The organism is Streptomyces sp. NPDC001401 (genome assembly GCF_042895385.1).
Taxonomy (GTDB): Bacteria; Actinomycetota; Actinomycetes; order Streptomycetales; family Streptomycetaceae; genus Streptomyces.
This window is the reverse complement of record NZ_JBIAWI010000004.1, coordinates 243,227-262,810: the sequence shown is the minus strand read 5'-3', so window position 1 is coordinate 262,810 and position 19,584 is coordinate 243,227. Positions and strand designations below refer to the sequence as shown.

Annotated in this window: 16 protein-coding genes; 9 read left to right on the top strand and 7 right to left on the bottom strand. The window is 69.1% G+C overall.

From position 1 onward, the window contains the following. Positions 1–66: 66 nt before the first annotated feature. The 4 genes from ACFY10_RS16480 to ACFY10_RS16465 are packed head-to-tail and all read left to right on the top strand — an operon-like array spanning position 67 to position 4,138. Positions 67–993, top strand: a complete 927-nt coding sequence (locus ACFY10_RS16480; RefSeq protein ID WP_390665807.1) for an ABC transporter permease — start codon at positions 67–69, stop codon at positions 991–993. Next, the gene (locus ACFY10_RS16475; protein ID WP_390665806.1) at positions 986–1,924 is read left to right on the top strand and encodes an ABC transporter permease; all 939 of its coding nucleotides are present in this window, start codon (positions 986–988) and stop codon (positions 1,922–1,924) included. Before ACFY10_RS16480 ends, ACFY10_RS16475 begins: the two co-directional genes overlap by 8 nt. A gap of 11 nt (positions 1,925–1,935) precedes the next feature. Beyond that, the gene (locus tag ACFY10_RS16470; protein WP_390665805.1) at positions 1,936–2,997 is read left to right on the top strand and encodes an ABC transporter ATP-binding protein; all 1,062 of its coding nucleotides are present in this window, start codon (positions 1,936–1,938) and stop codon (positions 2,995–2,997) included. Beyond that, positions 2,990–4,138, top strand: a complete 1,149-nt coding sequence (locus tag ACFY10_RS16465) for an ABC transporter ATP-binding protein (RefSeq protein ID WP_390665804.1) — start codon at positions 2,990–2,992, stop codon at positions 4,136–4,138. Before ACFY10_RS16470 ends, ACFY10_RS16465 begins: the two co-directional genes overlap by 8 nt. Positions 4,139–4,245: 107 nt before the next feature. Here the strand turns inward: ACFY10_RS16465 and ACFY10_RS16460 are convergent, their stop codons facing one another. The 6 genes from ACFY10_RS16460 to ACFY10_RS16435 all read right to left on the bottom strand — a co-directional run bounded on the left by ACFY10_RS16460 (position 4,246) and on the right by ACFY10_RS16435 (position 11,441). After that, positions 4,246–5,238 carry an oligopeptide/dipeptide ABC transporter ATP-binding protein gene (locus tag ACFY10_RS16460; protein WP_390665803.1) on the bottom strand — a complete coding sequence of 331 codons (993 nt, stop codon included), beginning with the start codon at positions 5,236–5,238 and terminating at the stop codon, positions 4,246–4,248. Continuing rightward, positions 5,235–6,233 (bottom strand): ABC transporter ATP-binding protein, encoded by a 999-nt coding sequence (locus ACFY10_RS16455; protein WP_390665802.1) that lies wholly within the window; start codon positions 6,231–6,233, stop codon positions 5,235–5,237. The genes ACFY10_RS16460 and ACFY10_RS16455 overlap by 4 nt, the downstream gene beginning before the upstream one ends. Continuing rightward, positions 6,230–7,162: an ABC transporter permease gene (locus tag ACFY10_RS16450; protein ID WP_390665801.1), complete on the bottom strand. Its 933-nt coding sequence runs from the start codon at positions 7,160–7,162 to the stop codon at positions 6,230–6,232. Before ACFY10_RS16450 ends, ACFY10_RS16455 begins: the two co-directional genes overlap by 4 nt. After that, on the bottom strand, positions 7,159–8,235 hold the full coding sequence (locus ACFY10_RS16445; RefSeq protein WP_390665800.1) for an ABC transporter permease: 1,077 nt from the start codon (positions 8,233–8,235) through the stop codon (positions 7,159–7,161). Before ACFY10_RS16445 ends, ACFY10_RS16450 begins: the two co-directional genes overlap by 4 nt. Positions 8,236–8,238: 3 nt before the next feature. Then, positions 8,239–10,110 (bottom strand): ABC transporter substrate-binding protein, encoded by a 1,872-nt coding sequence (locus ACFY10_RS16440; protein WP_390665799.1) that lies wholly within the window; start codon positions 10,108–10,110, stop codon positions 8,239–8,241. A gap of 287 nt (positions 10,111–10,397) precedes the next feature. Then, positions 10,398–11,441, bottom strand: coding sequence for an amidohydrolase family protein (locus ACFY10_RS16435; RefSeq protein ID WP_390665798.1), 1,044 nt, complete (start codon positions 11,439–11,441; stop codon positions 10,398–10,400). A 177-nt stretch (positions 11,442–11,618) separates the two neighbouring features. Here ACFY10_RS16435 and ACFY10_RS16430 point away from each other — a divergent pair, with 177 nt between their 5' ends. Genes ACFY10_RS16430 through ACFY10_RS16410 form a run of 5 tightly spaced genes read left to right on the top strand, consistent with a single transcriptional unit; the run spans position 11,619 to position 17,182 of the window. Then, the gene (locus ACFY10_RS16430) at positions 11,619–13,250 is read left to right on the top strand and encodes an ABC transporter substrate-binding protein (RefSeq protein WP_390665797.1); all 1,632 of its coding nucleotides are present in this window, start codon (positions 11,619–11,621) and stop codon (positions 13,248–13,250) included. Positions 13,251–13,256: 6 nt separating this feature from the next. Then, positions 13,257–14,180 (top strand): ABC transporter permease, encoded by a 924-nt coding sequence (locus ACFY10_RS16425; protein ID WP_390665796.1) that lies wholly within the window; start codon positions 13,257–13,259, stop codon positions 14,178–14,180. Then, positions 14,173–15,150, top strand: a complete 978-nt coding sequence (locus ACFY10_RS16420) for an ABC transporter permease (protein ID WP_390665795.1) — start codon at positions 14,173–14,175, stop codon at positions 15,148–15,150. Before ACFY10_RS16425 ends, ACFY10_RS16420 begins: the two co-directional genes overlap by 8 nt. A gap of 9 nt (positions 15,151–15,159) precedes the next feature. After that, entirely contained in the window at positions 15,160–16,143 is a 984-nt protein-coding gene (locus ACFY10_RS16415) for an ABC transporter ATP-binding protein (RefSeq protein ID WP_390665794.1), read from the top strand. After that, entirely contained in the window at positions 16,136–17,182 is a 1,047-nt protein-coding gene (locus ACFY10_RS16410) for an ABC transporter ATP-binding protein (RefSeq protein WP_390665793.1), read from the top strand. Before ACFY10_RS16415 ends, ACFY10_RS16410 begins: the two co-directional genes overlap by 8 nt. A gap of 128 nt (positions 17,183–17,310) precedes the next feature. On the opposite strand, the gene ACFY10_RS16405 is transcribed toward ACFY10_RS16410, so the two are convergent. Beyond that, complete coding sequence (locus ACFY10_RS16405; protein ID WP_390665792.1) at positions 17,311–19,425, bottom strand: prolyl oligopeptidase family serine peptidase; 2,115 nt, start codon at positions 19,423–19,425, stop codon at positions 17,311–17,313. Between the last annotated feature and the right edge of the window lie 159 nt (positions 19,426–19,584).

The following is a 19,584-nucleotide window of genomic DNA, read 5'->3' as shown; positions in this document are numbered from 1 at the left end:
CCGTCTCCTGTCCGACCGTGCCATCCCCTCGGCCACGGTCGGGTCGAGCACCCCTCTGGAGTACCCATGGGCCGATACGTCGTGCGCCGCCTGCTGCAGGTGATCCCTGTGGTGATAGGCGTCACGTTCATCATCTTCTGCCTGGTCTTCGCTCTGCCCGGCGACCCGATCCAGGCACTGGCCGGCGACAAGCGCGCCGACCCCAACATCGCGGCGATTCTGCGTGCGCACTACCACCTCAACGAGCCGCTGTACCAGCAGTACTGGCACTACATCAGCGGCGTCTTCACCGGTGACCTCGGTGAGACGTACAACGGACGTGCCATCTCCGAGATCGTCTCCGAGCGGTTCCCCATCACTCTGAAGCTGGGGCTGACCTCGTTCGCCATCGAGGCCGTGATCGGTATCGTCGCCGGCATCTTCTCCGCCCTGAAGAAGGGCAAGTTCATCGACAACGTCGTGCTCATCTCGACGCTTGTGCTGATCTCGATCCCGGTGTTCGTCCTCGGCAGCGTGCTCCAGCTGGAGTTCGGCGTGAAGCTGAAGTTCACGCCGGTCGCCGGCATCGAGAAGGGCTGGCCGCAGAGCTACATCCTCCCGGCCGTCGTGCTCGCCACGACCTCCATGGCCTATATCGCGCGTCTGGTGCGGGCGAGCATGACGGAGTCGATCCGCGCCGACTACGTGCGTACGGCGATAGCCAAGGGCCTGCCGACCCGGCGGGTCATCGGTGTGCACGCGCTGCGCAACTCCCTGATCCCGGTGGTCACCTTCCTGGGCTTCGACCTCGGTGCTCTCATGGGTGGTGCCATCATCACCGAGCGCGTGTTCAACCTGCCTGGTATCGGCGGCCAGTTGGCCCAGTCCGTCTATCTGCGTGAACGGCCCGTCGTAGTCGGTCTGACGACCCTGCTCGTACTGATCTACCTGGTCGCCAACCTCCTCGTAGACCTGATGTACGCCGTGCTCGACCCGAGGATTCGCTATGAGTGAGAAGACGATAGAGAGGCCCACCACAGACGAGGCCGCCCTCGCCAAGGAGATCGAGGCCGAGGAGAAGGCGGCATCCCGGCAGGCGAGCCTGCTCAAGGACGGCTGGGCGGATCTGCGCAAGCGACCCATGTTCATCGTCACCGGCTTCGTCATCGTGTGCCTGCTCGCGCTGGCGATCGCGCCCAGCCTGTTCACGGGCCGCTCCCCGTTCTCGAACGGTTTCTGCCAGCTGCAGAACTCCATGAACGGGCCGTCGTCCGGGCACCTGTTCGGCTACGACCAACAGGGCTGCGACATCTACACGCGCACCGTGTACGGCACCCGCAACTCGATCGTCGTGGGTGTGGTGACGACCGTGGTCACCACGCTCATAGGCGGTCTGCTGGGTATGCTGGCCGGTCTGGTCGGCGGATGGCTGGACGCGGTCGTCTCACGTATCACCGAGGTGTTCTCGGCTCTGCCGCTCATCGTCGGCGGCCTGCTGATCATGTCGATCTGGGGCGGCGGTGACGTCTGGTCGGTGTCGTTCATCATGGCGATCCTCGGCTGGCCGCAGGTCTTCAGGATCATGCGCGGCGAGGTCATCGCCAACAAGTACAACGACTACGTGATGGCCGCACGGGCGCTGGGCGCCGACTCCTGGCGGATCGCGTTCCGGCACATCCTGCCGAACACGCTCGCCCCCGTCATCGTCATCACCACGATGAACCTCGGCGTCTACATCTCCGCCGAGGCAGCCCTGTCCTACCTGGGCATCGGCATCCAGTATCCGAACATCTCCTGGGGCGTGATGATCAGTGACGCCCAGAGCCTGTTCCTGACGAAGCCGCACGCGCTGCTGTTCCCGGCAGGTGCCCTGAGCGTCACCGTGCTGGCGTTCATCGTGCTCGGCGACGTGGTCCGCGACGCCTTCGACCCCAAGATGCGCTGAGGGAGGCGTACGTGACCATCATCGACCCGACGGACGCCATCCCGGCCCCGCGCCCCGGCGACCCGGAGCGCACCGGCCCGCTGCTCGAAGTGCGCGATCTGCACGTCGAGTTCCAGACCCGCGAAGGTGTCGTTCGCGCCGTCAACGGCGTCAACTACTCCGTGAAATCAGGGGAGACCCTAGCCGTGCTCGGCGAGTCCGGCTCCGGCAAGTCCGTGACCGCTCAGGCGATCATGGGCATCCTCGACATGCCGCCGGCCCGCATCCCCAAGGGCGAGATCCGCTTCTACGGCCAGGACATGCTCGCCATGTCGGGTGAGGAGCGGCGGAAGCTGCGCGGCGCCCGGATCGCGATGATCTTCCAGGACGCACTGTCCTCGCTCAACCCCGTGCTCAGCGTGGGATACCAGCTGGGCGAGATGTTCCGCGTCCACCAGGGACTGTCCCGTAAGGCGGCCAAGGCCAAGGCCATCGAGCTGATGGACCGGGTGAAGATCCCGGCCGCCGCGGCCCGGGTGAACGACTACCCGCACCAGTTCTCCGGCGGTATGCGCCAGCGCATCATGATCGCCATGGCGCTCGCCCTGGAGCCGGACCTGATCATCGCCGACGAGCCGACCACGGCCCTCGACGTGACGGTCCAGGCCCAGGTGATGGACCTGCTCGCGGAGCTGCAGCGCGAGTACCAGATGGGGCTCATCCTCATCACCCACGACCTCGGTGTGGTGGCGGACGTCGCCGACAAGATCGCGGTGATGTACGCGGGCCGGATCGTGGAGACGGCGCCGGTGCACGAGCTGTACAAGCGCCCCGCCCACCCCTACACCCGCGGCCTGCTCGACTCCATCCCGCGTCTGGACCAGAAGGGCCAGGACCTCTACGCGATCAAGGGGCTGCCGCCCAACCTGCTGAAGGTGCCGAGCGGTTGCGCCTTCAACCCGCGCTGCGAGAAGGCGCAGGACATCTGCCGTACGGACCGGCCGCCGCTGGTCCCGGTGACCGAGCAGGACGGAACGGAACTGCCGGGCCGCGCCAGCGCGTGCCACTTCTGGAAGGAGACGATCCATGGCTGAGTCGACCAAGACCGACGAGCCGACGGACGCGACGCCGAACGTCTCCGAGGTGGACGCCGTCGACGTGCACTCGGAGGAGGAGGCGGTTGCCGCCCTCGACGCACGAGTCGAGCGCGGCGAGCCGATCCTGCAGGTGCGCAACCTGGTGAAGCACTTCCCGCTGACCCTGGGCATCCTCTTCAAACGGCAGGTCGGCGCCGTGAAGGCCGTCGACGGCATCTCCTTCGACCTGTACCAGGGCGAGACCCTGGGCATCGTGGGCGAGTCCGGCTGCGGCAAGTCCACGGTGGCCAAGCTCCTGATGAACCTGGAGCGGGCGACGGCGGGCGAGATCTTCTACAAGGGCCAGGACATCACCAAGCTGTCCGGCAGGGCGCTCAAGGCCGTCCGCCGGAACATCCAGATGATCTTCCAGGACCCGTACACCTCGCTCAACCCCCGTATGACGGTGGGCGACATCATCGGTGAGCCCTTCGACATCCACCCCGAGGTGGCGCCGAAGGGAGACCGGCGTAAGCGGGTCAAGGAGCTGCTGGACGTCGTCGGTCTCAACCCCGAGTACATCAACCGCTACCCGCACCAGTTCTCGGGCGGTCAGCGCCAGCGCATCGGCATCGCCCGCGGCCTGGCCCTGAACCCCGAGGTCATCATCTGCGACGAGCCGGTTTCGGCGCTGGACGTTTCCGTCCAGGCACAGGTCATCAACCTGATGGAGGGACTGCAGGACGAGTTCAACCTCTCCTACATCTTCATCGCGCACGACCTGTCGATCGTCCGGCACATCTCGGACCGGGTCGGCGTGATGTACCTCGGCAAGATGGCCGAAATCGGCACGGACGAGCAGATCTACGAGCACCCGACACACCCGTACACCCAGGCGCTGCTGTCGGCTGTTCCGGTGCCGGACCCGCAGGACCGCGAGCAGCGCGAGCGGATCATCCTGACCGGCGACGTGCCCTCCCCGGCGAACCCGCCGTCCGGCTGCCGCTTCCGCACCCGCTGCTGGAAGGCCGAGGACAAGTGCGCCGAGGAGGTTCCGCTGCTTGCGATTCCGGAGCGCTTCAAGGGCGCGGACTCTCCGGCGGCCCACGAGTCGGCCTGTCACTTCGCGGAGGAGAAGGACGTCGTGGGCGTGGCCTGACGTCCCGACAGCGCCCGCACGGTTCCCGGCACCCCGGAAGGGTGCCGGGAACCGGCGTTTTCCGAGGCAGACGCGACCGTCTGCGTCCCGGCCACCGCCACTCGGCCTCACGTGGTGATCCGCGCCCGCGCCCAGTGACAAGCCACCTGCTCCCCGCCGCCCCCGCCCAGCACCTCCGGATCCTCGTTCCGGCACGCGTCCGCCACCCCCGCCCGCTCCGCCTCCCCGCTCGCCAGCACCTGGCACCGAGCGTGGAAGCGGCACCCGGAAGGGATGCGGGACGGGTCCGGAGGCTCGCCGGTCAGTACCACCGGATCGCCCGGAGCCTCCGGCAGCACCGACAGCAGTGCCTGGGTGTACGGGTGGCGAGGAGCCGTCAGGACCTGTTCGACCTCGCCCGTCTCCACGATCCGGCCCAGGTACATGACCGCCACCCGGTCGGCGATGTTCCAGGCCAGGCCCAGGTCGTGGGTGACCACCAGCGCGGACAGGCCCAGTTCGGTGCGCAGCCGCAGCAGCAGGGCGAGGATCTCGCCGCGTACGGAGGCGTCGAGCGAGGCCACCGGCTCGTCGGCGACGATGAGTTCGGGCTCGAGGACCAGCGCGCCGGCGATGACGACGCGCTGGCGCTGGCCGCCGGACAGCTCGTGCGGGTAGCGCAGGAAGAAGCGCTCCGGCGGCCGCAGCCCCGCGTGGGCGAGGGCCTCGGCGACGGCCGCCCGTTCGTTCCCCGTACGGCCGTGGATCCGCAGGCCCTCGGCCACCGCGTCGTACACCGTGTGCCGGGGATTCAGTGAGCCGGAGGGATCCTGCAGCACCAGCTGGACGCGCCTGCGGTACGCCTTCAGCGCCCGGGACGAGTACTCCAGGGGCTTTCCGGCGAACGTGATCCGGCCCGCGGCCGGTGTCACCAGGCCGAGCAACGAACGCGCCAGCGTCGTCTTGCCGCAGCCCGACTCGCCGACCAGCGCCACGATCTCCCCGCTCCGGATGTCGAGTTCGACGCCGTCCACGGCCCGGGCCGCAGGGGCACCGTGCCGCCCGGGAAAGGTCACGTCCAGGCCCTGAGCGCTGAGCAGGGGCGGTGCAGTCGTCGTCATGTGCTGCTCCTCGCATCCTCCGACGGGCCGGCCGGCGGCGGGACCGCTGCCGCCACGTGCACACAGGCCGCCCAACGCCCCTGTCCGGCGTCCCGCAGCCGCTGGTCCTCGACGGAGCACTCGTCCAGGGCGACCGGGCAGCGCGGGTGGAAGGTGCATCCGGAGGGCAGCGCGGACGGATCGGGCGGATCGCCGGCCAGGCCGCTCGGGGCGAACCGGGAGGCCCGGTCGCCGATCCGCGGGAAGGCCGCCGACAGGGCCTTGGCGTACGGGTGCCGGGCGTCCTCGTAGACCTGCCGGGCGGGGCCCTCCTCGACGACCCGGCCCGCGTACATCACCGCGAGTCGGTCGCAGGTGTCGGCGAGGACCGCGAGGTCGTGGCTGATCATGATCAGGCCCAGGTCCTGCTCGGTGACGAGCTGTTCGATCAGCCGCAGGATCTGCGCCTGGATCATCACGTCCAGGGCCGTGGTCGGCTCGTCGGCGATGACCAGCTGTGGGTCGCAGGCCAGCGCCATGGCGATCATGACGCGCTGCCGCTGGCCGCCGGACAGCTCGTGCGGGTACGCCGACGCGCGTGCCGCGGGCAGGCCCACCTGCTCCAGCAGCTCGCCGGTCCGCCTGCGCGCCGCGGCCGCCGTGGCCCTGCGGTGCAGCAGGATCGGCTCGGCGATCTGGTCGCCGATGCGGTGCACCGGGTTGAGCGAGTGCATCGCCCCCTGGAAGACGATCGAGGCGCCCGCCCAGCGCACCGCTCGCACCTGCCCCCACCGCATGGTCAGGACGTCCTCGCCGTTCAGCAGGATCTCCCCGGACACCCGGGTCCCGGCCGGCAGCAGCCTGAGCAGCGCGAGCGCCAGCGTGGACTTGCCGCAGCCCGACTCGCCCGCGATGCCGAGCTTCTGTCCCGCCGCCAGCGACAGGTCCGCGCCCCGCACCGCGGCCGCGCCGCCGGCATAGGTCACCTCGAGGTTCCGGACCTCCAGCAGCGTCAACGGGCCACCCCCAGCCTGGGGTTGAGGACAGACTCCACCGCACGCCCGCACAGCGTGAACGCCAGCGCGACCACCGCGATCGCGATGCCCGGCGGCACCAGGTACCACCAGTCGCCGGAGCTGACGGCACCGGCCTCGCGCGCGTCCTGCAGCAGCCCGCCCCACGAGATGACCGTGGGATCGCCGAGGCCGAGGAAGGCCAGCGTCGCCTCGGCGAGGACGGAGGAGGAGATCATCAGGGTCGTCTGGGCGAGGACCAGCGGCATCACGTTGGGCAGCACATGCCGGGTCATGACGTGCCAGTGCCCGCCGCCCAGGGCCCTGGCCCGTTCGATGTACGGCCGGGACTCCACCGCCAGCGTCTGGGCGCGCACCAGCCGCGCCGTCGTCGGCCAGGAGGTGACGCCGATCGCGAGGATCACCGTGCCCAGGGAGCGGGACATCACGGTGGCCAGCGCGATGGCGAGCACCAGCGCCGGCATCACCAGGAACCAGTCCGTGATCCGCATCAGCACGGTCGCGTACGCCCCCCGGAAGTGCCCGGCGGTGATCCCGACGACCGTGCCGATCACCACCGACAGCACGGCCGCGAGCAGCCCCACCAGCAGCGAGACCCGGGAGCCCCACACCACCAGGCCCAGCAGATCGCGCCCGAACCGGTCGGTGCCCAGCGGGAATTCACCGCTCGGCGCCTGCAGCGGACTGCCCGGTGCGTCGGTCACCCCGGCCACGCCCGAGCCGACCGTCAGCGGCGCGGTCAGTGCGACCAGCGCGAACAGGGCGAGCGCCGCCAGACCGAGGAGGCCGGCGCGGTGCTTGCGGTACTGCTGCCAGAACCGTACGGCGGAGCGGCGGCGGCGCTGCCAGGCCAGCGCGCGTGGTCCGGCGGCCGTGGTGTCCGGCGCCGGGGGAGTGGCCTCGGTCGTCATCGGCCCACCCGGGGGTCGAGCAGCGGATAGAGCAGGTCGGCCAGAGTGTTCATGACGATCACCGCCGAGGCGAAGAAGAGGAACAGCCCCTGCACCAGGGGCAGGTCGGGCACGCTCAGGGCCTGGTAGAACAGCCCGCCGAGCCCCGGCCAGGAGAAGACCGTCTCGACCAGGATGACGCCCGCGACCGTCCGGCCGAGGTTGACGAAGACCAGGGTGACCGTGGGCAGCAGCGCGTTCGGCACGGCGTGCCGGCGCCGCACGAGGTCGTCCTTGAGGCCCTTGGCGCGGGCGGTCGTCAGATAGTCGCTGCCCATCTCGTCGAGCAGCGCCGAGCGGGTGACCAGCAGCGTCTGGCCGTACTCGACCGCGACCAGGGTGAGCACCGGGAGGACCAGGTGATGGGCGACGTCGAGGACGTAGGCGAAGCCCTCCTTGCCGCCCGACTCCATGCCGCCGGTCGGGAACAGCCCGGGCACGGGGCCGAGGCCCACGCCGAACACGATGATGACCAGCAGGCCCAGCCAGAACGACGGGACGGAGTACAGGGTCAGTGCCAGACCCGTGTTCAGCCGGTCGCCGAGCCTGCCGTGCCGCCAGGCGGAACGGGTGCCGAGGAACATGCCGAGCGCGGTGTAGAGCACGAAGGCCGTGCCGGTCAGCAGCAGCGTGTTCGGCAGCGCTTCGGTGATCTTGTCGATGACCGGGGTGCGGAACTGGTACGACGTGCCCAGGTCGCCGGTGAGTGCCTTGCCGCAGTAGTCCGTGAACTGCCGCCACAGGGGCAGGTCGAGTCCGAACTCCCGGCGATAGGCCGCCAGTTGCTCCGCCGAGACCGGTCGGCCGCCGGTCATCGTCTTGACCGGGTCACCGGGGATCAGCCGGAACAGGAAGAACCCGGTGACCAGTACGGCGAGCAGCGAGACGGCGGCACCGCCCGCCTTGCCCGCCCCGTACCGCAGATACGCGGTGGTGGTGCGGGCCCGCGGCCCGCGGACCGCCGGACCGGCCGGGACCGGTACGGCGGCCTTGTCGACCGCGGCGGACGCTGCGTCAGGGGCCGTTGGCTGCATGGGCTACTCGCGGTCGTCGGCGGTGGCGCGGCGGCGCCGCGCGAAGAGCAGTCCGGCGCCGGCGAGGATCACGACACCCGCGGCGACACCGACGATCACCCCGGTCGAGGAGCCCCCGGAGGAGGAGCCGGAATCCGCCGGGACCGCCGACCACCAGCTCCAGTAGCCGTCCTGGCCGTAGATGTTGCCGGCGGCCTTGGGCATCGTCTCGATCGACTTGATCTGGTCGGTGCGGTAGGCCTCGACGGCGTTCGGATACGCCATGACGTTCATGTACCCCAGGTCGTACAGCCGCGACTCCATCTGCTTGACGAGAGTGGCCCGTTTGGCGGAGTCGTATTCGGCAAGCTGCTTGGCGTACAGCTCGTCGTACGTCTTGTCGCAGACGAAGTTGTCGGTCGCGCCGGTGTCCTTCGGGGTCGCGGGCAGGGCGGCGCAGGTGTGGATGGACAGCACGTAGTCCGGGTCGGGGTTGACGGACCAGCCGTCGAAGGCGAGGTCGTACTTGCCCGCGAGCCAGGGGTCGGTGACGTTGTCCAGGCAGTCGAGCGTCATGCCGACGCCGAGCTTGGCCCACCATTCCTTGAGGTACTGGCCCACCGCCTTGTCGTTGGGGTCGGTCGCGTGGCACAGGACCCGGTAGTTCAGCGGTTTGCCGTCCTTGCCGACCCGTTTGCCGTCGGCGTTCTTCTTGTAGCCGGCCTGGTCGAGGAGCTGGGCGGCCTTGGCGGGGGCGTAGGAGAGTTCCTGGCTCGCCGAGGGCTTCCAGAAGTACGTCGAGAAGCGCGGCGGGATGTAGCCCTGGCCCTCGACCGCGTGGCCCTGGAACACCTTGTCGATGATGGTCTTGCGGTCGACGGCCAGGAACAGCGCGTGCCGCACCCGCTCGTCGAGCAGTGACGGGTCGCCGTCGCCGAACTTCTGGCCGTTCTTCGCCTGTGCGCCGGGGTTGGTGGCGAGGGCGTAGAAGCGCCGGCCGGGGGCGTCGTTGACGCGGATGTCCTGCCGGCCCTTCAGGGAGGCCGCCTGAGCCGGCGTCAGGGCCGGCGCGCCCGCGACGAAGGAGACCTCGCCCTTGCGCAGGGCGGCCACGGCCGCGTCCTGGTCCTTGTAGTACTTGAAGACCAGCTCGTCGAACTTGGGTGCCCCGCGCCAGAAGCTCTTGTTGGCCTTGAGGCGGACGTAGCTGTCGGCCTTGTAGTCGCTGAGGACGAACGGTCCGTCACCGACGACGGGGAAGGACTTGTCGTTGTTGAACTTCGAGAAGTCCTTGACGCTCTTCCAGATGTGCTCGGGCACGATCGGCACATCGAGCGCGGTCATGGTGGCCTGGGGCTTCTTCAGCTCGACGACCAGCTTGGTGGGGCTGGGCGCCGTCACCTTGCGGAAGTTGGTGACGAAGCTGCCGTTCGCGGTGGCGGCGGCCTCGTCGGTCATCAGCTTGTTGAACGTCCACGCGGCGTCCTCGGCGGTCACCTTCTGCCCGTCCGACCACTTCGCGTCGGAGCGGATCGTGTACGTCCAGGTGAGCTTGTCGGCGGACGGTGCCCACTTGGTGGCCAGGCCGGGGACCGGGTGCGCGTCCCCGGGGTCGTAGTCGGTGAGGTACTCGTACGTCAGCCGCAGAATGCTCGTGCTGACCAGACGCACCGCCAGGAAGGGGCTCAACGAGTCGACGCTCTGCGCCACCGCGACGGTGAGCACCTTCTTGCCCTGGGCGGCCTCCGCCCGCTGGGGCGCCGGGTTGAGCGGAGTCGCGAGGCCCGCCGAGAGCGTCAGAGCGGCGGCGCCGGCGGCTGCCACGAGCCGGGCCGTGCGCGATCGCGGCCTTCTCGGATGTGAACGCCTTGTGCCGTGCTGGTCTTGTGTGCTCATGGATCGTGACCTCGCGTCATCGCTCGCACAGGGACGGCTTGTTGGGACTTCAGGAGCGGGTTCTGCCTGGTGACGGGCCAGCTGGGTGATGAGTGTGTCTACCAGCGGCAGTCTGCGCCCGTCAACGGCGCGCGAAACCATGGTGGCCTGCGAAAACGGCGAGTTGATGTTCGCTGGGGCCGCTATTGGTCTAGACCGGTGAAGGGGGCCTGGTAGAGCGCTGACGCCGTCAAGCGGGGGAATCAGCCACCGTGATGATGTCGTGACTCTTGCGAACGGACGGCCCGTCAGCGGACCACCAGTCCGCGCAGCACGATGCGGCGGGGATGCCGCAGTACGGCGGGTTCGCGGCGCGGGTCGGCGTCGTAGACGGTGATGTCGGCCAGAGCCCCCTCGGTGAGGCCGGGCAGTCCCAGGAACGCGCGGGCGGTCCAGCTCGCGGCACCGACGGCGGCCTCGGCGGGCAGGCCCGCGGCGATGAGGTGTCCGACCTCCGTGGCCACGTTGCCGAAGGGCGCGGAGTCGGTGCCGGCGAGGACGGTGACTCCGGCGTCGTGGGCCTCGCGCACACGTCGGACCATGATCTCGTGCCCCGCGTGCCAGAGGCGTTCGCGCGGGGTGTCCCTGGTACGGCGCGGGGCGCTGCGGGCGAAGGTGGTGAGCGTGGGGACGTACACCGTGCCGTGCGCCGCCATGAGGTCCACGCACTCCTCGGGCATCCCCATCCCGTGCTCGACCGAGTCGACCCCTGCACGGGCGGCGTTGACCGCACCCCGCCCGGACTGACAGTGCACGGCGACCCGGCCGCCGGCCGCGTGCACGGCGTCGGTTACGGCGCGCAGCACCTCGTACGGCACCGGGTCCGCCTCGAAGTCCCAGTCGCCCACGAGCTTGCACCAGCCGTCGTGGGCCTTGGCCTCGGCGACCGCGGCGGCGACGAGGTCGTCGGTGACGGTGTGGAACGGGGTGCTCTTCGACAGTCCCGCCCAGGCCAGCCAACGCCCCGCACTCACCATGCGGGGGCTGTCGGGTGCTTCCCGCATTCCGGTCGGTATCTCGCCGAGGAGCCCCGGGAAGCGCAGCGCCGTCGTCCCCGCATCCCGGTGCTGGGCGATCTGCGTCGCGAACGCCTCGGCGTCGAAGGCGGGTTCGTCCTCGGACGGGGAGCCCGGGTGCGTGTGCACGTCGACGAGGCCGGGCAGCAGAAACCCTCCGTCGGCGAGGGTGACGGCCGGTTCGGAGGGCCGCTCGAAGGTGATGCGGTCCCCGAGCGTCCACACGTCCCGGACCGAGCCGTCGGGGAGCACGGTCCCGCGCAGGTGATAGGTCATGGGGCCGGAGTTTCGCCCCGGGGCGGGCCGACGGCAAAACGGCCCGCCGGGAAACCGGCGGGCCGCGCTGCCTCCTTCCGGCGATCCGTCCCGCAGATGGGTGCACCGAATGTGCACTGTGTTCTGTTTGCTCGGATATTGACCGGTAACGGATAGGCATTCCCGAGGAGGCACTCCATGCGTGGAGCCACGCACGCCAAATGGGCCGCATGCGCGGCGGCGGTCGCACTCGCCGCGACGGCCTGCGGGGGCGGCAGCAGCAGCGGCGGCGGTGGTGACGGCAGCGCGGTGCTCAGCTCCTCCTGGGGGGACCCGCAGAACCCGCTGGAGCCGGCCAACACCAACGAGGTGCAGGGCGGCAAGGTCCTCGACATGATCTTCCGGGGGCTGAAGCGGTACAACTCCAAGACCGGCGCGGCCGAGGACATGCTCGCCGAGAAGATCGACACCACGGACTCGCAGAACTTCACGATCACCGTGAAGAGCGGCTGGAAGTTCAGCAACGGCGAGGCCGTCACCGCCAAGTCCTTCGTGGACGCCTGGAACTACGGTGCCAGCCTCAAGAACAACCAGAAGAACGCGTACTTCTTCGGGTACATCGAGGGCTACGACAAGGTCCACCCGGAGACCGGCGCACAGACCGCCGACACGCTCTCCGGCCTCAAGGTCACCGGCAACCTGACCTTCACCGTCAAGCTCACCCAGAAGTTCTCGACCTTCCCGGACACCCTCGGCTACTCGGCCTACGACCCGCTGCCCACGGCCTTCTTCTCCGACCACGCCGCGTGGATCAAGAAGCCGGTCGGCAACGGGCCGTACACGGTGCAGTCGTACACCAAGGGCTCGAAGATGTCCCTCAGGAAGTGGGACGCCTACCCCGGCACGGACAAGGCGCAGAACGGCGGCGTGGACCTCAAGGTCTACACCGACAACAACACCGCCTACACCGACCTGATGGCCGGCAACCTGGACCTGGTCGACGACGTCCCGGCTGCGCAGCTGAAGAACGTCAAGAGCGACCTCGGCGACCGCTACCTCAACACCCCCGCCGGCATCATCCAGACGCTCGCCTTCCCCTTCTACGACCCGGACTGGAACAAGAGCGGTTCGGAGAAGGTCCGCCAGGGCCTGTCCATGGCCATCAACCGCGACCAGATCACCAACACCATCTTCCAGAAGACCCGCACCCCGGCCACCGACTGGACCTCACCGGTCCTCGGCACGAAGGGCGGCTTCCAGGACGGGCTGTGCGGGGGCGCCTGCGAATACAACCCCAGCCAGGCGAAGAAGCTGGTCCAGGAGGGCGGCGGGCTCCCGGGCGGGCAGGTCAAGATCTCGTACAACGCGGACACCGGCTCGCACAAGGAGTGGGTCGACGCCGTCTGCAACTCCATCAACAACGCGCTCGGCAACGACAAGGCCTGCGTCGGCAACCCGGTCGGCACCTTCGCCGACTTCCGCAACCAGATCACGCAGAAGAAGATGTCCGGGCCGTTCCGGGCGGGCTGGCAGATGGACTACCCGCTCATCCAGAACTTCCTCCAGCCGCTCTACTACACCAACGCCTCCTCCAACGACGGCCACTGGTCCAACAAGGACTTCGACAACCTCGTCAACCAGGCCAACCAGGAGACCGACACCACCAAGGCGATCTCGCTCTTCCAGAGCGCGGAGAAGGTCGTCCGCGACAACATGGCGGCCATCCCGCTCTGGTACCAGAACGGCAGCGCCGGCTGGTCCGACCGTCTGTCGAACGTCGCGCTGAACCCGTTCAGCGTCCCGGTCTACAACGAGATCAAGGTCGGCTGACCGCGCATGGGACGGTACGTGGTCCGGCGTCTGCTCCAGATGATCCCGGTGTTCATCGGGGCCACGCTGCTGATCTTCCTGATGGTGAACGTGATGGGCGACCCCATCGCGGGACTGTGCGGCGAGCGGCAGTGCGACGCGGCCACGGCCGCCCAGCTGAAGAAGGAGTTCGGCCTCGACAAGCCGGTGTGGCAGCAATACCTGACCTACATGGGGAACGTCTTCACCGGCGACTTCGGCACCGCCTTCAACGGCCAGAAGGTCACCGAGCTGATGTCGACGGCGTTCCCGGTCACCATCCGGCTCACCATCGTGGCGATCCTCTTCGAGATCGTCATCGGCATCACGCTGGGGGTGATCACCGGCCTGCGGCGCGGGCGCCCCGCCGACACCTCCGTCCTCCTCGCCACTCTCGTGGTCATCTCCGTGCCCACCTTCGTCACCGGCCTGCTGCTCCAGCTCCTCCTCGGTGTCGAGTGGGGCTGGATCAAACCGTCGGTCTCCACCGACGCCACCTTCGGCGAACTGATCGTGCCGGGCCTGGTCCTGGCGTCCGTCTCCCTCGCCTACGTCACCCGGCTCACCCGTACCTCCATCGCGGAGAACCGGCGCTCCGACTACGTCCGCACGGCCATCGCCAAGGGCCTGCCGCGGCAGCGGGTGATCGTCCGGCACCTGCTGCGCAACTCCCTGATCCCCGTGGTCACCTTCATCGGCACGGACATCGGCGCGCTGATGGGCGGCGCGATCGTCACCGAGCGGATCTTCAACATCCACGGCGTCGGCTACCAGCTCTACCAGGGCATCCTGCGCCAGAACACCCAGACCGTCGTCGGCTTCGTGACCGTACTCGTCCTCGTCTTCCTGGTGGCCAACCTGCTGGTCGACCTCCTCTACGCCGTACTCGACCCGAGGATCCGCTATGCCTGAGCAGTACGAGTCCGAGGGCGCCGTCTCCTCCGCGGGCATGGGCGGCGCGATGGACCTGGCCGTGACCGAGGCGGAGACCCTGGAGCGGACACCCGGGGGACCGGAAGGCACGGGCCCGGCCGGGAAACCGAGGAGCCTCTGGTCCGACGCCTGGCGCGACCTGCGCCGCAACCCCGTCTTCATCATCTCGGGGCTGGTGATCCTCTTCCTCGTCGTCATCTCCATCTGGCCGTCGCTGATCGCCTCGGGAAATCCGCTGAAGTGCGACCTCGCCAAGGCCCAGGAGGGTTCCCAGCCAGGCCACCCCTTCGGCTACGACGGCCAGGGCTGCGACGTCTACACACGCACCGTGTACGGGACCCGTATCTCCATCAGCGTCGGCGTTCTGGCCACGGCCGGCATCGCGCTCCTCGGCTCGGTCCTGGGCGGGCTCGCCGGGTACTTCAGCGGGGGCTACGACTCGCTGATGTCCCGGATCACCGACATCTTCTTCGCGATCCCGGTAGTGCTCGGCGGTCTCGTCCTGCTCTCCGTGGTGACCAGCAACACGATCTGGCCGGTCATCGGGTTCATGGTGCTGCTCGGCTGGACGCAGGTCTACCGCATCGCACGCGGCTCGGTCATCACCGCCAAGCAGAACGACTACGTGCAGGCCGCCCGCGCCCTGGGCGCTTCCGACTCCCGCATCCTGCTGCGCCACATCGCCCCGAACGCGGTCGCACCGGTGATCGTCGTCGCGACCATCGCACTCGGCACGTACATCGCCCTGGAGGCGACCCTGTCGTACCTGGGCGTCGGCCTGAAGCCGCCCACGGTCAGCTGGGGCATCGACATCTCGGCGGCCTCCCCGTACATCCGCAACGCCCCCCACATGCTCCTGTGGCCGGCCGGCGCGCTGGCGGTCACCGTGCTGGCGTTCATCATGCTCGGCGACGCGGTGCGCGACGCCCTCGATCCGAAGTTGAGGTGAGTCGCCGTCATGCTGCTCGAAGTGCGGGATCTGCAGGTGGAGTTCCGGACCCGGGACGGGGTCGCCAAGGCCGTCAACGGGGTCAACTACGGCGTGGACGCGGGGGAGACCCTCGCGGTGCTCGGTGAGTCCGGGTCGGGGAAGTCCGTCACCGCACAGGCGGTCATGGGCATTCTCGACATGCCGCCCGGGAAGATCACGGGCGGCGAAATCCTCTTCCAGGGCAGGGACTTGCTGAAGCTGAAGGAGGAGGAGCGCCGCAAGGTCCGCGGTGCCGAGATGGCCATGATCTTCCAGGACGCGCTGTCCTCCCTCAACCCCGTGCTCTCCGTGGGCGACCAGCTCGGCGAGATGTTCGTCGTGCACCGGGGGATGTCGCGGAAGGACGCGCGGGAGAAGGCCGTCGAGCTGATGGAGCGGGTGCGGATCCCGGCTGCCAGGGAGCGGGTGAAGGACTACCCCCACCAGTTCTCCGGCGGCATGCGCCAGCGCATCATGATCGCGATGGCCCTGGCCCTGGAGCCGGCGCTGATCATCGCCGACGAGCCCACCACCGCCCTCGACGTCACCGTCCAGGCCCAGGTGATGGACCTGCTCGCCGAGTTGCAGCGCGAGTACAACATGGGGCTCATCCTGATCACCCACGACCTGGGCGTGGTCGCCGACGTCGCCGACAGGATCGCCGTGATGTACGCGGGCCGGATCGTCGAGTCGGCCCCGGTGCACGACATCTACAAGGTGCCCGCGCACCCGTACACCAAGGGCCTGCTGGAGTCGATCCCGCGGCTCGACCAGAAGGGCGAGGAGCTCTACGCCATCAAGGGCCTGCCGCCCAACCTCATGCACATCCCGCCGGGCTGCGCCTTCAACCCCCGCTGCCCGATGGCCCAGGACGTGTGCCGGACCGACGAGCCGCCCCTGTACGAGGTGAACGGCGAGGAACCGGCCCGGCACAGTGCCTGCCACTTCTGGAGGGAGTGCATGAATGGCTGAGCCGATTCTGCAGGTCACCGAGCTGGTCAAGCACTATCCGCTGACCCGGGGGATTCTCTTCAAGAAGCAGGTCGGCGCGGTGAAGGCCGTCGACGGCGTGGACTTCGAACTCGCCCGCGGCGAAACCCTCGGCATCGTCGGCGAGTCCGGCTGCGGCAAGTCGACGGTCGCCAAGATGCTGGTCAACCTGGAGAAGCCGACGGCGGGGGAGATCCGTTACAAGGGCGAGGACATCGGCAAGCTGTCGGGCAAGGCCCTGCGATCCGTACGGCGCAACATCCAGATGGTCTTCCAGGATCCGTACACCTCCCTCAACCCCCGGATGACCGTGGGCGACATCATCGGGGAGCCGTACGAGATCCATCCCGAGGTGGCGCCCAAGGGCGACCGCCGCAGGAAGGTTCAGGATCTGCTGGACGTCGTCGGGCTCAATCCCGAGTACATCAACCGCTATCCGCACCAGTTCTCCGGCGGCCAGCGCCAACGCATCGGCATCGCACGGGGGTTGGCGCTGCGTCCCGAGATCATCGTCGCCGACGAGCCGGTCTCCGCGCTGGACGTGTCCGTGCAGGCCCAGGTCATCAACCTGATGGACCGGCTGCAGAGCGAGTTCGAGCTGTCGTACATCTTCATCGCGCACGACCTGTCGATCGTCCGGCACATCTCGGACCGGGTCGGCGTGATGTACCTCGGGCGCATCGTGGAGACCGGCAAGGACGCCGAGATCTACGACCACCCGACGCACCCCTACACACAGGCGCTGCTCTCCGCCGTCCCCGTGCCCGACCCGGCGGCGCGGGAGCGCAGGGAGCGGATCATCCTCGCGGGTGATGTGCCGTCACCGACGAACATTCCCTCGGGATGCCGCTTCCGTACGCGGTGCTGGAAGGCGCAGGAGCGGTGCGCGCTGGAGGTGCCGCTGCTGGCGGTGCCGGCGGAGTTCCGGCTCGTGAGCGGTCCGGCCGCCCATGACTCGGCCTGTCACTTCGCCGAAGAGAAGATGGTTGTGCCGGAGGAGAACGGCAACGGACCGGGGTGACATGGCGCACCCCGGTCCGTTTACGGCACCCGCACGGCCGTACGTTGTTCAGCCTCGCGCGTCCGTATATCGGTATGGCTTCCTCGAAGTTGCCTGCGTGTAAACGCGGTTCATGCGGGTTTGCACGGTTATGAGAGCGAACGCTTCAGGAAATCCAGCTGGAGCCGGAGCAGGTTCTCGGCGACCGATTCCTGCGGGGTCATGTGCGTGACGCCCGACAGCGGCAGCACCTCGTGCGGGCGGCCGGCGGCCAGCAGGGCGGAGGACAGCCGCAGGGAATGGGCGACCACCACGTTGTCGTCGGCGAAGCCATGGATGATCATCATCGGGCGGTGCTGCTCGGCCGCGTCGACCAGGCCCGCGTCGTCGATGAGCGAGTTGCGCCGGTAGACCTCCGGCTGCTTGTCGGGGTGGCCGAGGTAGCGCTCCTGGTAGTGGGTGTCGTACAGGCGCAGATCGGTGACCGGGGCGCCCACCACGGCCGCGTGGAAGACGTCCGGGCGGCGCAGCACCGCGAGCGCCGCCAGATAGCCGCCGAAGGACCAGCCACGGATACCGACCCGGGTCAGGTCCAGGGGGAAGCGGTCGGCGAGCGCCTGGAGCGCGTCCACCTGGTCCTCGACGGTGACCGCCGCGAGGTCGTCGCGGACGGCCTTCTCCCAGGCCGGGGAGCGGCCCGGGGTGCCGCGGCCGTCGGCGACCACGACCGCGAACCCCTGGTCGGCGAACCACTGCGAGGTCAGATGCGGATTGTGCGCGGCGACCACCCGCTGGCCGTGCGGACCGCCATAGGGATCCATGAGCACCGGGAGCGGGGTCTCGCCGTCGTGATCGCGGGGGAGCAGGACAGCGCACGGGATGCGCCGTGCGCCCCCCTCGATGAGGGTCACGCGCGGGGTCATACCGGGATCTTCCGCATACGAGGCGACGGTCGCCGCGGGCTTGCCGTCGCGAAGTACCTGCACGCGGGCGCCCGGCCGGTCCAGCGCGGCGGACACCAGCACGGTCACACCCCCGGCGCGCACCGCCGAGTGCACGCCGGGCTCCTGCGAGAGGCGCTCCAGGCCCAGTTCGTTGACGCGGTAGACGTGCACCTCGCCGGTCTCGGGGGCCTCGGCCTCCGCGCCGGCCGAGGCGGCGAGCAGTACGTCGTCGTCCGAGACGTCCAGCACCGCCCGTACGTGCAACTGCGGCCCCGTCAACGGGCGTTCACCGACCGCCAGAACCCGAGCGCCGCCCTCGTCGACGATGCGCACGAGCTGCCCGGACGGACTCCAGCAGGGCACCCCGGGGAAAAGATCAAGCCAAACCTGATCTTCGTCCGCGTGCACCAGCCGGGTCGCGCCCGTCTCCGGGGACACGGCCAGGAACAACTGGCTGCGCTGGTCGCGCGCTTGTACCAGCAGCAGGGGTGCACCCGCGTCTGACCAGTGCACATGTGCCAGATATGGGTAGCGCGCCCGGTCCCAGACGACCTCCGTGCGCACCCCGTCCAGACCGATCACGAACAGCCGTACGTCCGCGTTGTCGGTGCCCGCCGCCGGGTAGGCGACGTGCTGTGGGTCACGTTCGGGCTGGGCCGGGTCGGAGATCCACCAGCGCCGTACCGGCGTGTCGTCCACGCGCGCGACCAGCAGCCGGTCCGAGTCCGGCGACCACCAGAAGCCGCGCGAGCGGCCCATCTCCTCGGCCGCGATGAACTCCGCCAGCCCATAGGTGACGTTCGCCGACTCCGGCTCCGCGAGCGCCCGTTCGTCCCTGCCCTCGGCGCCCACGACCCGCAGCGCACCCTGCGCGACGTACGCGACATGCCGGCCGTCGGGGGAGGGGCGCGGGTCGATCACCGGTCCGGGGACGGGCAGTTCACGTGCCGTACCGGCCCGCAGCTCGGCCGCGAAAAGCCGCCCTGACAAGGCGAAAGACGCCAACTCCACGGCCGAGTCGGTGGCGTAGCCGACGATGCCGGCGCCGCCCTCGCGGCTGCGCTCGCGGCGCGCCCGCTCCTCGGGCGGGAGCTCCTCCGAGGCGCCGCCGAGCAGGGCGCGGGGATCGGCCGCCACGCGCTCCCCGCCGTCCCGTACATCGAGAACCCACAGGGAACTCGCCCTGTCCGTACCGGAGGTGGAGCGCAGGAACACGACACGGGCACCGTCGGGCGCCACGGTGAAAGCGCGCGGCGCGCCCAGCGTGAACCGCTGGGTGCGGGCGTGCCTGCGGGGGAAGGACTCGGACGTCGTCGTCATGCCCTGACCATATTGGCCATGCGCCCCCTTGTGCGGCCGTGCGCCGATCGATGCGCGCGGTCGGATAGTTATGATCACTAGCGCATAGTGGGTATGAACCTGCTGGTTGTTGTGTGGATTTGTCTGGCCCCTAAGTCCGACCCCCGCGCTCTTGGGACC

What these genes read in the sequence shown, in the direction of transcription:
- ACFY10_RS16410 (WP_390665793.1), top strand. Translation starts at nt 16,136, where the DNA reads ATGGCTGAGCCGATTCTGCAGGTCACCGAGCTGGTCAAGCACTATCCG.
- ACFY10_RS16475 (WP_390665806.1), top strand. Translation starts at nt 986, where the DNA reads ATGAGTGAGAAGACGATAGAGAGGCCCACCACAGACGAGGCCGCCCTC.
- ACFY10_RS16465 (WP_390665804.1), top strand. Translation starts at nt 2,990, where the DNA reads ATGGCTGAGTCGACCAAGACCGACGAGCCGACGGACGCGACGCCGAAC.
- ACFY10_RS16460 (WP_390665803.1), bottom strand. Translation starts at nt 5,238, where the DNA reads ATGACGACGACTGCACCGCCCCTGCTCAGCGCTCAGGGCCTGGACGTG.
- ACFY10_RS16440 (WP_390665799.1), bottom strand. Translation starts at nt 10,110, where the DNA reads ATGAGCACACAAGACCAGCACGGCACAAGGCGTTCACATCCGAGAAGG.
- ACFY10_RS16405 (WP_390665792.1), bottom strand. Translation starts at nt 19,425, where the DNA reads ATGACGACGACGTCCGAGTCCTTCCCCCGCAGGCACGCCCGCACCCAG.
- ACFY10_RS16430 (WP_390665797.1), top strand. Translation starts at nt 11,619, where the DNA reads ATGCGTGGAGCCACGCACGCCAAATGGGCCGCATGCGCGGCGGCGGTC.
- ACFY10_RS16445 (WP_390665800.1), bottom strand. Translation starts at nt 8,235, where the DNA reads ATGCAGCCAACGGCCCCTGACGCAGCGTCCGCCGCGGTCGACAAGGCC.
- ACFY10_RS16420 (WP_390665795.1), top strand. Translation starts at nt 14,173, where the DNA reads ATGCCTGAGCAGTACGAGTCCGAGGGCGCCGTCTCCTCCGCGGGCATG.
- ACFY10_RS16435 (WP_390665798.1), bottom strand. Translation starts at nt 11,441, where the DNA reads ATGACCTATCACCTGCGCGGGACCGTGCTCCCCGACGGCTCGGTCCGG.
- ACFY10_RS16415 (WP_390665794.1), top strand. Translation starts at nt 15,160, where the DNA reads ATGCTGCTCGAAGTGCGGGATCTGCAGGTGGAGTTCCGGACCCGGGAC.
- ACFY10_RS16425 (WP_390665796.1), top strand. Translation starts at nt 13,257, where the DNA reads ATGGGACGGTACGTGGTCCGGCGTCTGCTCCAGATGATCCCGGTGTTC.
- ACFY10_RS16480 (WP_390665807.1), top strand. Translation starts at nt 67, where the DNA reads ATGGGCCGATACGTCGTGCGCCGCCTGCTGCAGGTGATCCCTGTGGTG.
- ACFY10_RS16450 (WP_390665801.1), bottom strand. Translation starts at nt 7,162, where the DNA reads ATGACGACCGAGGCCACTCCCCCGGCGCCGGACACCACGGCCGCCGGA.